The sequence below is a fragment of the Dactylosporangium sp. NPDC005572 genome (genome assembly GCF_040605515.1).
GTDB lineage: Bacteria > Actinomycetota > Actinomycetes > Mycobacteriales > Micromonosporaceae > Dactylosporangium.
Genome location: NZ_JBEXCY010000261.1, coordinates 1 through 14,635, shown reverse-complemented (window position 1 = coordinate 14,635; position 14,635 = coordinate 1). Strand labels below are relative to the sequence as shown.

At 68.8% G+C, this 14,635-nt stretch carries 13 protein-coding genes and 1 tRNA gene; 6 read left to right on the top strand and 8 right to left on the bottom strand.

The features are described from left to right. The coding region (locus ABZS66_RS54830) for a BTAD domain-containing putative transcriptional regulator (RefSeq protein ID WP_354771773.1) at positions 1 to 2,949 on the bottom strand (2,949 nt) is incomplete at its 3' end. Further along, positions 2,950 to 3,717 carry an alpha/beta hydrolase gene (locus ABZS66_RS54825; protein ID WP_354771771.1) on the bottom strand — a complete coding sequence of 256 codons (768 nt, stop codon included), beginning with the start codon at positions 3,715 to 3,717 and terminating at the stop codon, positions 2,950 to 2,952. A 29-nt stretch (positions 3,718 to 3,746) separates the two neighbouring features. Here ABZS66_RS54825 and ABZS66_RS54820 point away from each other — a divergent pair. Beyond that, positions 3,747 to 3,842: transfer RNA gene (locus ABZS66_RS54820), tRNA-Sec, on the top strand. Between the two features lie 145 nt (positions 3,843 to 3,987). Here ABZS66_RS54820 and ABZS66_RS54815 read toward each other — a convergent pair. Then, positions 3,988 to 4,440: a hypothetical protein gene (locus ABZS66_RS54815; protein ID WP_354771769.1), complete on the bottom strand. Its 453-nt coding sequence runs from the start codon at positions 4,438 to 4,440 to the stop codon at positions 3,988 to 3,990. Positions 4,441 to 4,890: 450 nt separating this feature from the next. Here ABZS66_RS54815 and ABZS66_RS54810 point away from each other — a divergent pair, with 450 nt between their 5' ends. Continuing rightward, a complete protein-coding gene (locus ABZS66_RS54810; protein ID WP_354771767.1) occupies positions 4,891 to 5,388 on the top strand; it encodes a GNAT family N-acetyltransferase in 498 nt (165 codons plus the stop codon). Here the strand turns inward: ABZS66_RS54810 and ABZS66_RS54805 are convergent. Then, on the bottom strand, positions 5,385 to 6,245 hold the full coding sequence (locus tag ABZS66_RS54805; RefSeq protein WP_354771765.1) for a hypothetical protein: 861 nt from the start codon (positions 6,243 to 6,245) through the stop codon (positions 5,385 to 5,387). The two genes, ABZS66_RS54810 and ABZS66_RS54805, sit on opposite strands and share 4 nt — an antisense overlap. An 87-nt stretch (positions 6,246 to 6,332) precedes the next feature. Continuing rightward, entirely contained in the window at positions 6,333 to 7,208 is an 876-nt protein-coding gene (locus ABZS66_RS54800) for an IS481 family transposase (protein WP_354771763.1), read from the bottom strand. 567 nt (positions 7,209 to 7,775) lie between these two features. Here ABZS66_RS54800 and ABZS66_RS54795 point away from each other — a divergent pair. Next, the gene (locus ABZS66_RS54795) at positions 7,776 to 8,678 is read left to right on the top strand and encodes a hypothetical protein (RefSeq protein ID WP_354771761.1); all 903 of its coding nucleotides are present in this window, start codon (positions 7,776 to 7,778) and stop codon (positions 8,676 to 8,678) included. A 175-nt stretch (positions 8,679 to 8,853) separates the two neighbouring features. On the opposite strand, the gene ABZS66_RS54790 is transcribed toward ABZS66_RS54795, so the two are convergent. After that, a complete protein-coding gene (locus tag ABZS66_RS54790; protein WP_354771759.1) occupies positions 8,854 to 9,900 on the bottom strand; it encodes a DUF4236 domain-containing protein in 1,047 nt (348 codons plus the stop codon). 696 nt (positions 9,901 to 10,596) lie between these two features. Here ABZS66_RS54790 and ABZS66_RS54785 point away from each other — a divergent pair. Further along, positions 10,597 to 11,103 carry a hypothetical protein gene (locus ABZS66_RS54785; protein ID WP_354771757.1) on the top strand — a complete coding sequence of 169 codons (507 nt, stop codon included), beginning with the start codon at positions 10,597 to 10,599 and terminating at the stop codon, positions 11,101 to 11,103. A gap of 680 nt (positions 11,104 to 11,783) precedes the next feature. After that, on the top strand, positions 11,784 to 12,059 hold the full coding sequence (locus tag ABZS66_RS54780) for a hypothetical protein (protein WP_354771755.1): 276 nt from the start codon (positions 11,784 to 11,786) through the stop codon (positions 12,057 to 12,059). A 128-nt stretch (positions 12,060 to 12,187) separates the two neighbouring features. On the opposite strand, the gene ABZS66_RS54775 is transcribed toward ABZS66_RS54780, so the two are convergent. Together ABZS66_RS54775 and ABZS66_RS54770 are read right to left on the bottom strand one after the other, a co-directional pair. After that, entirely contained in the window at positions 12,188 to 12,832 is a 645-nt protein-coding gene (locus tag ABZS66_RS54775) for a hypothetical protein (protein ID WP_354771753.1), read from the bottom strand. Between the two features lie 79 nt (positions 12,833 to 12,911). Beyond that, entirely contained in the window at positions 12,912 to 13,205 is a 294-nt protein-coding gene (locus ABZS66_RS54770; protein WP_354771751.1) for a hypothetical protein, read from the bottom strand. Between the two features lie 38 nt (positions 13,206 to 13,243). Here ABZS66_RS54770 and selA point away from each other — a divergent pair. Then, on the top strand, positions 13,244 to 14,635 hold a 1,392-nt coding region (gene selA, locus ABZS66_RS54765; protein WP_354771749.1), incomplete at its 3' end, for an L-seryl-tRNA(Sec) selenium transferase.

Below are 14,635 nucleotides of genomic sequence, written 5' to 3'. Positions count from 1 at the left end.
GACCTGCGCGGTCCACGGCCGGGTGTGGTCCGGCCCGCCGCGCACGGCCTCGGCCGCCGCGAGCAGCGTGACCGCCCAGGCCGGGTCGCCGAGCACCAGCGCGATCTCGGCGGCGTCATCGAGGACCGTGCCGATGACCGGGGCGTCGAACGAGGTGCGGGCATGCGTGAACGCGTCCCGCAGCGCGGCCCCGGCGCCGGCCCGGTCGCCGTCGAGCGCGAGCAGCAGCGCGCGGCCGCTGGTGAGCATGGCCATCATCTGCGGCGAGACCCGGTTGTCGCCGACGATCGCGAGGGCGTGCGCGAAGCGGGCCCGGGCCTGGTCGAGGTCGCCGATGCGCAGCGCCCGGTGCGCGAACGCGTACTCGACGAATGCGATGCTGTCCGGCACCCCCGACCGCCGGGCCGTGTGCCGTGCCTCGGCGAGGGTCTCCTCGGCCCGGTCGGACCGGCCCAGCAGCGCGTACAGCTGGGCCAGCCGGACCTCGGTGACCGGGCGGTCCTCGGTGGCGCCGAGCGCGCGGAGGTACCGCAGCGCCTCTTCGAAGTGCCCGACCGCCTCCTCGTGCCGGCCCTCCCGGGCGAGGACCTCGGCCAGCGCCGCGAGCGCGAACGCCATGCCCCACCGCTCGCCGAGCCTGCGGAACCCGTCCAGCGACGCGCGGAACTCGCCGGCGGCCTCGCCGAACCGGCCGCCGACGTTGAGCAGCGTGTGGCCGTGCAGCAGGTGGCCGAGGCTGGCCGTCCACGGCTCGGGGTCGTCGGCGAGGCGCTCGATGCGGGCCAGGACCTCGGGTGTCGGGCCCTCCCGGTACAGGCCGGCGACCGCCTCGAACAGCCGGAACATCGAGCTGGGGCCGCGATAGGTCAGCGCCTCCTGGAACCACTCGCTCAGCATCTCGGTGTCGCCGAGCCCGTCGAACCCGTTGACCGCGGCCACCCCGCAGGCGAGGGCGCGCACGTCGGGGTCGACCTCGCCGGGCAGCGTGAGCGCGGCGGCGGCGAGCGCGGCGCCCTCGACCCGGTGGCCGCCGAGCCACCAGTACCAGCCGACGCCGGCGACGAACCGGGCGGCGGTGGCGGCGTCGCCGTCGGCGATCGCCCGGCGCAGCGCGCCGTGGACGTTGTCGTGCTCGGCGCTGATCGCGGCGAGGGCCTCCAGCTGGTCGCGGATGCGCAGCCGGCCCTCCAGCCGCTCGATGAGGTCGAGGAACCAGGCCCCGTGCCGGGCCCGCAGCGCCGTGGTCTCGCCATGTTCGTCGAGGCGTTCCAGGCCGTAGGCGCGGATGGTCTCCAGCATGCGGTACCGCCCGGCGTCGTCGACGAGCAGCAGCGACTTGTCCACCAGCGTGGTGAGCAGTTCCAGCGGGTCGCCGAGCGCACCGCCGGGGTCGCAGACCGCGGCGGCCGACTCGAGCGTCGCCCCGCCCGGGAACACGGCCAGGCGGCGCAGCATCGCCCGCTCGGCCGCGTCGAGCAGCTCCCAGCTCCAGTCGACGGTCGCCCGCAGGGTCTGGTGCCGGGGCAGGGCCGTGCGGCTGCCGCGGGTCAGCAGCCGGAACCGGTCGTCGAGCCGGTCGGCGATCTGGGCCGGGGTCAGCGTGCGGCACCGGGCGGCGGCCAGCTCGATCGCGAGGGGCATGCCGTCGAGGGCGCGGCAGATGCGGACCACGGCCGCGATGCTGTGCCGATCGGTGGCGAGCTCCGGCCGTACCATAGCCGCCCGATCCTGGAACAGGAGCACCGCGGCGAAGTCCCGCGCGCTCGCCGGATCCGCGTCCGCCGGGGGTAGCGGCAGCGGCTCGACCGGGTGCAGCACCTCGCCGGTGATCCCGAGCGGCTCGCGGCTGGTGGCCAGCACGTGCAGGTCCGGGCAGGCGCCGAGCAGCCGGTCGGCCAGCTCGGCGGCGGCCGCGACCACGTGCTCGCAGTTGTCGAGCACGAGCGTCAGCCGCCGCGGCGCGAGCGCGTTGCACAGCCGGCCGGTCGAGTCGGACCCGTCGCGACCGCCCGGCAGCAGCCCCTTCCCCGCGCCACCGGCCGGGTCGCGCATGCCGAGCGCCGCCCACACCGCCTGCACGACGTCGGCCGGGGCGGTCACCGGGGCCAGCTCCACCAGCCACACCCCGTCGGGCGGCGGCGGGGCGAGGGCCCGGCCCGCCTCCAGCGACAGGCGCGTCTTCCCGGCCCCGCCCGGCCCGACGAGCGTCACCAGCCGGTTCGACGCGATGGTCTTGGCCAGGTTGCGTACCTCCACGTCCCGGCCGACGAAACTGGTCAGCGGGGTGCGCAGGTTGCCCTGGACGGCCGGCTCGCCGGCCCGCAGCAGCTCGACGTGCACCCCGGCCAGCGCCGGCGACGGGTCCGCCCCGAGCTCGTCGGCGAGGCGGCGGCGGTACCGCTCGAACACCATGAGCGCCTCGGCGGTTCGCTGCTGCTCGTGCAGCGCCCGCATGAGCAGCCCGGCGAGGCGCTCCCGGTGCGGGTGCGCGGCGACCAGGGCCTCCAGGTCGGCGACGTCGAGCGTCCCGGCCTCGGCGGCGGCCAGCCTTGCCTCGTCGAACCGGGCCCGCCAGCTCAGCGCCCACGGCGCGTCCCCCGCGTCGCTGAGCGCGGTGCCCCGCCAGAGTGCTTGCTCCTTGGTACTTTCGAACCGGAAGCAGTCGACGTCGTCGGGTTCGACGTCGAGCAGGTACCCGGCGGGCCGGGCCTGGATGACCCCGTCGGGCAGCACCCGGCGTAGCCGCGAGACGAGCGACTGCAGCGCGTTGCCGGCGCCGCTGGGCGGCTGGTCGCCCCAGATGCCGTCGATGAGCCGCCCGGCGGTGACGACCTTGCCGGGCTCCAACGCGAGCAGGATCAGCAGGATCCGCAGGCGCGCGCCGCCGATGTCGATGGCGTTGCCGTCGCGGTCCCTGACCTCCAGGGGCCCGAGCAGTCGGATGTCCATCTAGTTCAGGAACCCGTCGACCAGCGCGGGGAGCTGCGGGTCGGCCATGACGTCGTAGTGGGTCCGCCCTGGCAGCACCGCGAGCCGGGCCGCGGGCCGCAGCGCCCCGTCCCACCGCGCGTCGCGCTGCCCGCCGCCGAGCAGCCCGTAGAACTCCGCGATGTGCGTGACCGGCATCGAGTCGGCGTCAGCGAACACGAGCATGGTCCGCGCCCGGATCCCGGCAATCTCCCGCGACCAGTCGTAGTCCCGCCGCAGCAGCTCGCCCATCTTGCCGACGAGCACCGGCCAGTCCTCGGGCCTGGGTGCGACACTTTTGTACTGCTGGTACAGCGGACTCTGCCGCATCGCCTCGGCGTCGAGTTGCGCCATGCCCTCGCGCACCTCCGGATACCACCCGGCACTCCTGGCGACGGTGGAGACGACGACGAGGTTCCTGACCAGCTCGGGGTGCTGGATGGCGACCCTGGTCGCGGTGCCGGCCCCGAGCGAGTACCCCATGACGTCGACGGGTGCGTGGTATCGCGCTCTGATGAGCCCCGCGACGTCGTCCGCGAGCGTCTCGTAGGCGAGCAGCCGCTGGACGTCAGCCGTATGCCCATGCCCCTGAAGCTCGACGGCAACAACCTTCCGCCGCCCGGCGAGGGCGGGCAGCAACTCGCCGAACACGGGGATCGACCAGAACCCCCCGTGCAGGAGGACGAGCGGCGCGCCTTCGCCATGCTCCTCGAACCACAGGGAGACCTCGTTCACGTCGGCGTACGTCATGGGTCCGAGCGTATTGCTAGGGTGGCGGTGGAGGCGTGCGGGTGGCTGGTGCCCCTCCCGGTCTTCAAAACCGAGGTGGTCCGGCACCCGGGCCAGGCGGGTTCGATTCCCGTCCGCTTCCGCCAACCAGCTCTCTCGCCAGCAGACCCCCGGTGACCTCGCATAATAGAGATCATCCGGGGACCCAGTCCTGCCTCGATGCTCGTCTCACTCGATCTCACCGGCACCGGGTCGCGCTCAGTGCGCGCGGCAAATCCACGGCAAAGATCTTCAGAGCGCTGGACCCTCGTCGTCGTCCAGGCCGAGGGCGTCCCCGATCCGGCGCCTGGCGGTTCCCTCCTGGCCCTCGATGCACTTGGCGTAGACCTTCAACAGGACATGGACGCTGTGGCCCGCCCACTCGGCAACCTGGGTCGCGGGCACACCAGCGTTGAGCCACAGCGACACGGCCGCGTGACGGAGGTCATAGGGTCGCGCTGCGAGCGGTGTGCGCTGCTGGGCAGCTGTCAACGCCGCCGCCCGTGTTCGTCGCCATGCGTTGTTGTAGGTCCACTTGGACACAGGCTTGTCGCCATGGCCCGGCACGAAGAACAGCCGGCCATCGGGAGCATGGCCATAGGCTGCCAGGTGCCACCGGAGGGCACGGACGAGCGGAGGCGCCGCAGGCACCGATCGGGTCGCGGAGGCAGGCCGATGCTTCAACGCCCGCTCCTCCAGAATCACGGTGGGATCATCCGCCCAGTCGACTCCAGGAGGGCGACAAGGTTTTGTTCATCTTCGATGGGGGCACGCTGAGCGCCGAGCAACTTGCGGCGATCCGCTTCCAGCCTGACGAGATCGACGAGTACACGTTCGCCGACCCGGGCGACCTAGACCAGCTCACTATTCCCCGCCTTAGCCGTCGGCTACGAGCAACGCTAGCCGCGCGGTCCTCTGAACGGCCGGCCTACCTTCAGGACGGCACCGAACCCACTGGGCAACAGGCGGCCTAGCGGCCGTGCCGAGTGGTCGTGTCGGGTGGTCGTGTCGGGTGGTCTGTCGAGTCCCACCTGATGCTTGACGTTTCCGTCTCAGCTGATGTTGGACAGGTGGCCTAGGGATACGTCCGGCTCATCGTAACGGCGGCGGGATAGTCGGTCGCGGTTTGAGCGTCGGGATGTAAGGCTGCGCGGCATGGTGGTGACCATCAGGAGGTTCCGGACCGCTGATGCGCCCATAGTGTGGGCGTTGAACAACCTGCCGAACATCGGTGCCACTGCGGACCCGGGCGTGCCGCTGCCGTTGCCGCCGACGTATGAGCCGCCGGCCGGGTTTTCCGATCTCGCGGACATACCAGCTTCGTTTCTGGGAGTTGGCGGCGACTTCCTGGTCGTCGAGCTCGGAGGTCACCTGGTCGGCATGGGTGGTATCAAGCCATCGCCGAAGGGACGGGCTGAGGTGCTGCGGGTGCGGGTGCATCCGGCGACACGTCGGCGCGGGGTCGGCCGAGCGTTGATGACCGCGCTGGAGCAACGGGCGCTCGAGTTGGGCATGCGGGAGACGCACCTAGACACCGCAACGAACCAGCCGGAGGCCATGGCGTTTTATCGCAGCCTGGGTTACCAGGAGGTCGGCCGGGAGCATCAACCCGGCTGGTCATGGACCCTGGTGTACTACCTCAAGATCCTCTAGTTGCGGCAGGCCGGCTCCGTCGGGGTGAGCGTTTCCGTCTTGCGGGGTCGGTGGGCTTTGATCCTGGTGACGGCTTGGTCGGTGGTGCGTCGTATGGTGCGGGTGCCGTCGTCGCAGCAGATGGCCAGCTCCGTCTCGCACACCTCGATGGTGATGGTCTTGCCGGCGTGGACCCGGCCGAGCGCGACCTTCTGGCCGGCGACCATGACGGTCCCGGTGTTGGAGGCGCGGCGCTGGACGCGCACCGGACCGGTCGGAGGCTGTGGTGGCGGCCCGGCGGGGCGGGCCGATCGCAGCCGCCCCATCTCGGCCGGGGTCAGCGGGTTGGCGCGGGTGCGCAACAGCTCCCGCGTGTCAGGGTCGAGGAACATCAGCGTCTGGGCGTCGATGCGGATGCTCACCCGCCGCCCGGCGAGGATCTCGGCCGCCAGCACCACATGCTGACCCAGTGAGACGTGGCCGGCGGCGTTCACGGTCCGGTCGACCTCAACCGCGCCGGCGGGATCGGCATCGGCGGCCACGGGCAGCGGCGGCGGCCCAGCCGGGCGGCCACCGTTGCGCAGCAGCATGGCCAGGTCGTTGACGGACAAGTGGGAGCGCACCGACTTGAGCCGGGTGCCGGCGATCAGCAGATGGATAACGTCCGTGTCGGCCCAGAACGTCACGGTGATGCCCGAGCGGGCCGGACCGAGCCAGAACTGTTTCCCCGCGACCTGCAGATTCCCCGACGGCGGCACAACCCGATCGAACTCAATCGCACCACCGGCCCAACGGCCGGACGACACCTGCGCCGGAACGATCGGAGTGACCGGAGCAGGCACCAGGGCGGTGCTTTGTTGCGCCGCAGCGGCGGACACCGGCGGCTGCGGGGATGCCGGCGTCACGTCCAGGATGCTGGGCAGCTTCAGCGGCAGCAGTGCCGCGCCGTCGGCGGCGGTGCTGGGCTAGAACCGGTCTGCGGGAAACGCCATGTCCAGGGACTGGTGCGGCCGGTTGGTGTTGTACTCGTGCAGGAACCGATCGACCGCGGCCTGCGCGGCAGCCAGGTCGGTGAACTCGCCGACGTCGTCGAGCAGTCCCCGGCGCAGCGTCTGATGGAACCGTTCCACCTTCCCCGTCGTGGTGGGCGATGCGGGCTGCGTGAGCCGGTGCACGATGCCGTTCTCCCGGCAGATCCGGTCGAACAACACCTCACCGCCCTGGCCGAACCGGTCGGTGAACTGCTTGCCATTGTCGGTGAGCATCTCTTCGGGAATCCCGTACCGGACAAGGGCCTCAGCGAACGCACCACACACGGCCCGGCCCGTGGCTCGGCGCACAGCGACCGCGAACCGGGAGTGGTCGTCCACGCAGGTGACCACCTTCGCCTCCACCCCACCGGGCAGCAGGATCCCGCCGACGATGTCCATCTGCCACAACTCCATCGGCGCGTCCCGCTGCCAGCGCTTGTAATCCTTGCGCTGCCGGCCCCGCTTCACCGGCCGCAGCAGCCCGTGACGCACCAGGATCCGGTACACCGTCATCCGTGACGGCACCCGCCCCGGGCAGCCGTTACGACCGAGCTCGAACTCGATCCGCCGCGCACCCCACCGCGGATGCGCCCGGCGCAACTCGCACACCGCCGCCTCCACCTCCGCCGACGCCTGATGCGAGCAGGACTCCGGCCGGCGGGACCGATCCTCCAACCCGGCCAAACCCGCCTCCGCATAGCGGCTCAACCAGGTGTGCACACTCTGCCGCGACACCGCCAACCGCTGCGCGACCTCACCAACCCGCTCCCCGGACCGCAACGCGAGCACAGCCCGGTACCGCTGTTCCACCTTCGACAAAGCAACCAGTGCCAATCCCGGCCCCCCGACCACGAGATCCACAAACCATCGTGATCAACGACCGAACACAGCCACTGTCAAGCATGTGGTGGGACGCGAGTGTCAAGCATGTGCCGGGACCCGACATCGTGTCGGGTGGTCGGCATGTGCAAACTTTCTGTACGTCTTCAAGGCGGCCCGAAACGGGCCGCACGCGCCGCCGCTTGGGCGCCTAGCCGCCAGCTCGATCAGCCGCTCGCCGGCGACCAGGCCGACGCCCATCGGCTGGCGCGGAGTGCGGGCCGCCGGCGCCGGACAGGACACGGCGGGCGGGGCGGCGCGCAGTGTGCCGGGCCGCCCCTCCGGAGTCAAGGGCGCTTCGCGTCGCAAGCGACGGCCTTCGGCCGCCCTGGACCCCGGAGCCTCTGCGACCCTTCGGGCAGTGGGGGCGGGCAGGCCGGTGGCCTGCCCTCTAACCTTGCGCGCCGCCCCGCCCTCGGTACGACGTCAAGGTTGCCTTGACGCGAGATTGCGGAATCGCTCTCGGCCACTGAGTACGGAGCAAGGCACAATCATCGGATGGCGCATCGATGGGATGAGACCTGGCAAAGGCTGCTTGTGTGGACGTCAGGCCAGGGGCCGTCAGAACGATTGGCAGCGCAGATCCTGCTGAGCGACGGCTACCAGCGTGTAGATCCGAGCCATCCATTGGGCGGACGTGACGGAAAGAAAGATGCGACTATGCTCCGCAATGGGCTGCAATGGATAATGGCAGTCTACTTTCCGCGTGGACAGCAGCCATTCAACGTAATCAAGAAGAAATTTGTGGGTGATCTGGCGGGAGTTGTCGCGAATGGCGTTAGCGGCATGGCATTTGTATGCAATCAAGAAATTTCATTGTCGGAACGACGTGATCTGGATAAGGCAGCCAGCGGACGATGTGACATCTACCATCTGGAACGCGTGGTTGCAATCTTGGATCAACCTAAGATGCGACATGTCCGCGAGCAGTTCTTGAATATTGACGCGGGCGTCGGGGATTTGGAATTCGCGGATGCGGCGGCGCGAGGGAAATTCGTTCGAGAGCGAATCGACATAATCGCACATGCGATCGATAATCTTTCCGCCAAGCCGAGATGGCGGAAGACTACCGACCATAGCTACTTCATTTTGGAAATTCACGGCCTTGCTGGCTTCTATGCGCAGTTCATGCGGAGTGTTCGTGGCATTTACGTAGAATTAGTATCCTCAGAATTTCTACCCCGCTGGCACTGGTTGACCGAGAGTCAAGAAGCAATGCTTGTGGAAGAGGGGTGGGAACTGCCCGATGCGAGCATTCCGAACTTCAATCGCGATTTCGCTTTCCCAAAGGACAGGGGAACCTTTTCCGTGGACCTTGCTAGGAAGGTCCACGATACCCTCATTCACGTTTACGGAATTCACGAGACGGATTCACTCGAAATCCGAACTTCAGACGACTAGATTCCGCTGTCCGTGCAGTACAGCAGCGGAGTACAGCAACCGACGCCGCCGAACCCCGACCGGATCAAGCGTTCGCAAGCTGCTCGGCAGCCTCGGACATCCTGCCGGTCCGCCCTGCGGGTGGTTCGCATCGAGGGGATCAGCCGAGGCTCTGGGACCAACGAGCCGGTGTCGACTATTGCATCCGGTTCAGCGCGTCCGCGAGGGATGCGGCAACATCGGGCCGGGAGAAGTCCCACACCATTAGCAATCCCTGCGGGGTTGTCAGAGTGAGCCGGCCGTACAGCATGATAGGCAACTGCCGGTTGTTGTTGTACCGGCGGTCCGGGCCGCCCGATTTATTCACGTACTTCCACGTCGTGTCGACGCAGTGAGAGTCAGTCGGTGGGGTTTCGGTTTCGATAAACCGTTGCGGCTCCATGTGAGCGCTGACTGCGACATACGGAAGGTCGGCGTACTGATTTCCGTGCCGGACGAGAATCCGGTCCGGAAGGAAATACACGGACCGGTCTTTGCCCTGGAGGCTCGGGACGGCGATGTTCGTGACAAGTATGGGCGGCCCAGTCAGATCCAATGCGCCGGCGCTACGACGGATGAGCGCGCTGGCTCCGGAGTTCACCTTTCGCTGGTGGGTGGTATGCAGTAGGCCCTCCGCTTCGACTTGCCAGACCCGCTGGACCCGGCTGACGAAGCCACTGCTCCCGGTGAAGTGCTCATACTTCGCCGCAGGCGCGTCCTCGACCTGGTAGAAAACCACGACGGAGCGTCGAGCAAGGTCACGCTGTCGCAACCACCAAACGGCCGGCGCCCCGGGTAGGAGTAGCAGCAGCCCGTACGGCGCAGTGACCAAGGACAAGAGCGTAATGACGGCGGCGGCCCAGGGCCACAACGACCGCCGTTGCGCTGCGGTTTGGATCTGGTTGATCAGGTCAGACGGGTGCACCGCGACGAGGTGCTGCACCGGGGTACCGGTTAGTTCCTGCATGACGACACCATCGTTGGGGCGCACGGGCTGCGCACCGGGCGTTACGGCGTGCGGTACAGCCGTGGGCGCCAGACCTCCGAAATAGGTGGCACCGAGACCGGCGACGCGGATGTAGTTGCCGCGAGGTCCAGCGCCGACCCGGAACCCAGGCACACCGACCGAGACACCTACACCCGACGGCGACAGGTTGAATCGAAAGGGACCTGCCTTCAGGCTTGTCCGGAGATAGAAGCCCATATCGCCCTCTCGCCCGTATTGTTTAGCAGCGGTCGTTCCCTGGCACGATCAATATTTGCGGAGGGTAAGGATAGGCCCTACGCGGTGTGGAATGACCGATACTTTCGGTCACGACCGGTTAGCGCTTCAGGCGGAACCAGCCCAGCGGCGACGTCGCAGCCTCGGGCCACGGCAAATCGGCGGCAACGGAATCCGGCGACGGACCGTTGTTGCTGCTGGCGTTGCGTGCGTCGACCGGTCTTCAAAACCGAGGTGGTCCGGCATCCGGGCCAGGCGGGTTCGATTCCCGTCCGCTTCCGCCAACCAGCTCTTTCGCCAGCAGACCCCCGGTGACCTCGCATAATAGAGATCATCCGGAGGCCCTGACCCGGCACCGACACTTGTCTCACTTGACCTCATCGGCACTGGGGCGTGCTCACTGTGCGTGGCAGATCCACGGCGTCCAGGTCGAGGGTGTCCCCGATCCGGCGCCGAGCCGTTCCCTCCTGGCCCCCAGTCGGGATCTTCGTGTGCGTTGGCGTGCTCCTCGCCGAGTTGCCGAACTTCCGAAAGACTCTTCGGACCAAGGCGCAGAACGCCTCGCGCGCATCCGTCTATTGTTCGGTGATCGAGCCTCGTACGGCTCGGGACGTGGATGACACGTGCGGCTTCACGCCCAGTTCTTGCACCCGACGAGAGGGCTGCGACGATCAGCGCATGGAGTTCGCGCTGGAGCCGCGGCAGGGGGTCGGTCCGCTGCGGCTCGGGATGACGATCGACGAGGCCCGTGCCGCGCTTGAGACGCTCGGCCCGCTGAGTTCCACCGCCCACGGTGAGGTTGCGCTGCACCTACCGAGCGGGCTTGAGTTCAGCCTGGGCTTCGGAGTTGGGCGGACAAGGGACCGGGTCAACGCGATCGAGGTGTGGCGTCCGATCGAGCGGGACGTCGTGCGGTACCGCGACGTAGACCTTTTCGGGCTGCCCGCGCTGGAAGTCGTGGAGCGCCTACGCCGCCACGTGAACCTCAGGCCGAACGAGGACGATGACGGCTTCACCGCACGGGAGCTATACCTCGCCCTGTGGCGACCGTTCGCCGCAGACGACGACCCGGATGAGGAACAGGGTCACTTCTTCCAATCGGTACTCCTGGCCCGGCCCGGCTACGACGACACACCCGCCGACGCGGCAGCACGCCTCACCGCCGGCGGCCAAACAGGCTACTGATCTGCCCGAACCTCCAGTTGGGCCCACGATGGCCAATGTGGAGGACTGTTCGATGACAGCCCGTAACGCGGCTTTCCACCTGGAGGGCCTCGGTCCTTCTCGGCACCTCCTCAGCGCGGAGGAACGGAGTCAGTACGAGGACATCGAGGCTCTGCTGCGGGGCGCCTCTGCGGACGAGTTGCGAGACCGGGCCAGACAGGTCGGCCGGAGTCGTCTGAATCTCGTCCGTTCACAGTTTTGACCCGGTAGGTACTGGCATCCGATAGCGCGGCGCCGCGGCACGCGGCCGGGCGGCAGATTCCGGAGTCCGGAGAGCGTCGAGGCTTCGGCGTGTCCAGCCTGAGTCAGCCCGACCCAGGGGGTTGTCTGAGCCCAGCTGCCTGTGCGTGTCCGCTCTCGCCCCGGCTCCTCGGAAGTCTGCGGTGCAAGCCACCGGGGCCGCGCCGAATGGACGCCGAAGCTCGTGCATGACTGAATCCAGCGCCAACGTTTGCGCTGTTCAGAGCATCACGGCCGGAAACGAGCTGCGCCTTCGGGGGCGGGAGCGCAGGTTCGACAGCGGGCGTCGACGACAGCTCGACGACCGACCGCACAGCGCCATGGTCATTGGTGTGCACATCAACAGTCCATCGAGGTCGCGGATGACCACACGAGTTTCGCCACCGCGATACGTTCCTCGTATGCGCCACATCGCCCCGATCGCTTTCAGCCTGGCGTTCTTTCTCGTCGGCGCGGCCCTGGCTGTCAACTTCCGGGGCTTCACCTCCCATTTTGCCCGAAAAGCAGTGCGCCGGTCGCCAAACAGCCTGTTCAACCCGTGGGCGCCGCCGCCCGGCCCACGGGAGGTCGCCAGACGGGTGCAGGACGCGATGTTGCTCGCCCGCGTCGTCGGCGTCATCTTCGCCGGGGCCGGCCTGTTCATGCTCAACGACGCCTTCAAACTGCTGGATGGCTGACCCGCTCACAGCTCCACGGGTGGCCGGACCTCGCAGCTGGCGTCGCCGGGTGAATTGGCGAGCTGCCGGGCTGCCCACTTGTGGCCCGGGCATTTCGGTCACCATGCCGGAACAACACACTGAGACGCCTACAGGTCGACCAGGCGGACTCCGTGCGCGATCTGGATTGCGGCGTAGACGAGGAAGAACAGCACGACGGCCAGTGACGCGACCACCAGGCCGCGAAGGCCGGAGTCCATTATGGAGTAGATCTGCGCCAGAACCGTGAGAACGAAAGGCAATGCCAATATGACGAGGTTCTTGACCACGATGAACGCCCGCATCCGGTCGCGCGCGGCACCGAAGCCGCTCCACCCTGGCAGCTCGGGCGAAAGAATCGAGCCCGCCGACGGTATCATGAGCATGTCGAGATCCGTCTTGAAGAGGCCCGGATGGAACTTTCTCGTGATTCCGTAGAAGACTCGTTCGAAGGCTGCCGAGCAGCAGAAGAGCGCACTGACCTGGTAGGTGAAGTAGCTCATCAGCGCGGGGATGAAGATGCGGACCGGGTCGACCTTGGAAAGCTTCACCGGGCCCAGGCTCAGTTCCGACACGTTCTTCAGCCGCACGAGCGCGTATGCCGCGGCGAGCAGGAGCAGCGCAAAGTAGGCCTTGCGCATCGCCGTCTCGACGCTTTGCCATTCCGCGATGAGCCGGTCCAGATACTTCTGCCGGGCCTCATCGTCGCGCAGGTCTTCCCCTGCCGCATCAATCAGGCTGGCGACCTTCTGCATCGATGCTCCGTTTCCGAGGAAGTGACGATCCTCGAAATTGTGCCATCCGCTTCCGCCGAGTGAGCGCCCCGCAGCGGCGTCAGGACAGGGCGCGGGCGAAGACCGTCGGGGCGTTCGGGGTCGTGCCGAAGACGACGTGGCTGCCCGCCGCGCGCTCCACCGCGTCGTCCCAGCCCGGCGGGGTGGCGGCGCCGAGGCGAGGGAGCAGGTAGCCCGCGTCGGCCGGGCCGTCCACCACGAGCATCGTCAGGCGGTTCAGCAGTGACCACTCCCCCTCCGCCAAGGCGGGCGGGGGCTCCACGTCAAGCGTGATCACCGGAGCGCCGGCCGTCACGGCGAAGTGGGCGGCCTCAGGGGGTAGGAAGATCGGCATCGCAACAGTATGGTCGCTGCGCTGCTAGCGTTCGATGCATGACAGGTGACCCGCGGCGGAACGTGCCGCGGACGGACCGGGTGCTCGACGATCCGCGGCTCAAGGACGTCGATCGCCTTCGGGCCAAAGGTGTCGTGCGGGAGCAGCTCGAACGGGTGCGGCGTGGGGAGCTCCAGGCGGACGACGTCGTGGCCGCCGTGGTCGAGGTGCTCCACAGCGGCCGCGGCCGGGCCGTGATCAACGCTACCGGGGTTGTCCTGCACACCAACCTCGGGCGGGCCGCGCTCTCCGAAGCCGCGATCGCCGCCATCCGAAACGCGGCCGGGTACACCGACGTGGAGCTTGACCTTGACAGCGGCAAGCGGGCGAAGCGGGGGCGCGGAGCGATCGCGGCGCTCGCGGCCGCCGTGCCGCGGGCTCATGCGGTACACCTGCTGAACAACGGTGCCGCGGCACTTGTCCTGGCTGCCACCGGGCTGGCCGGCGGCAAGGAGATCGTCGTGAGCCGTGGGGAGCTCGTCGAGATCGGGGACGGGTTCCGGCTGCCGGATCTCCTCGAGTCCACCGGGGCGCGGCTGCGGGAGGTCGGGACCACCAACCGTACGTCACTCGAAGACTACGCAAACGCCATCGGGCCGCGCACCGGGTTCGTGCTGAAGGTGCATCCGTCGAACTTCTACCAGCGCGGGTTCGTCGCCTCCGTGCCGGTACGGCAGCTCGCGACCCTCGACGCCCCGCTCGTCGTCGACATCGGATCGGGCCTGCTGGCCCCCGATCCCGTGCTTCACGATGAGCCGGATGCGGATACGGTACTGCGGGAAGGCGCGGACCTCGTCACCGCCAGCGGCGACAAGCTGCTCGGCGGGCCGCAGGCCGGGCTGCTGCTCGGGCGGGCGGACCTCGTGGAGACCCTGCGCCGGCATCCCCTGGCGCGCGCCCTGCGGGTCGACAAACTCACCCTCGCCGCCGTGGAGGCGACGCTGACCGGCGGCGCCACGCCGACCCGCCGAGCCCTGCACGCTACGGTCGCCCAGCTGCGGCCGCGGGTCGAGCGGCTGGCCGCTGCGACCGGCGGCGCCGTGGTGGAGACGGTGGCCGTCGTGGGCGGGGGCGGCGCGCCCGAGGTGGAGCTGCCGTCCGTCGCCGTCGCGCTGCCGGCGGAGCTGGCCCGGCCGCTGCGGCTCGGCGAGCCGGCCGTCGTCGGGCGGGTCGAGCACGGGCGGCTGCTGCTCGACCTGCGCTGCGTCCCGGAGCCCCAGGACACCGCGGTCGCCGACGCGGTCCACCGCGCGGGCGCCGCGCAGGCGGTCCCGGGCACTGTGGCCGTCTCGGGCGCGGCAACAGTCCCGGGCGCGGAGGCGGTCCCGGGCGCGGAGGCGGTCCCGGGTGTTCGGTTGTGGACAGGTCTGTACTCGAGGGACTCGCTGTGT

Bases quoted from the DNA above. Each gene is read 5' to 3' on its own strand.
- ABZS66_RS54825 (WP_354771771.1), bottom strand. From the start codon at position 3,717: ATGACGTACGCCGACGTGAACGAGGTCTCCCTGTGGTTCGAGGAGCAT.
- ABZS66_RS54810 (WP_354771767.1), top strand. From the start codon at position 4,891: ATGGTGGTGACCATCAGGAGGTTCCGGACCGCTGATGCGCCCATAGTG.
- ABZS66_RS54795 (WP_354771761.1), top strand. From the start codon at position 7,776: ATGGCGCATCGATGGGATGAGACCTGGCAAAGGCTGCTTGTGTGGACG.
- ABZS66_RS54790 (WP_354771759.1), bottom strand. From the start codon at position 9,900: ATGGGCTTCTATCTCCGGACAAGCCTGAAGGCAGGTCCCTTTCGATTC.
- ABZS66_RS54785 (WP_354771757.1), top strand. From the start codon at position 10,597: ATGGAGTTCGCGCTGGAGCCGCGGCAGGGGGTCGGTCCGCTGCGGCTC.
- ABZS66_RS54780 (WP_354771755.1), top strand. From the start codon at position 11,784: ATGCGCCACATCGCCCCGATCGCTTTCAGCCTGGCGTTCTTTCTCGTC.
- ABZS66_RS54775 (WP_354771753.1), bottom strand. From the start codon at position 12,832: ATGCAGAAGGTCGCCAGCCTGATTGATGCGGCAGGGGAAGACCTGCGC.
- ABZS66_RS54770 (WP_354771751.1), bottom strand. From the start codon at position 13,205: ATGCCGATCTTCCTACCCCCTGAGGCCGCCCACTTCGCCGTGACGGCC.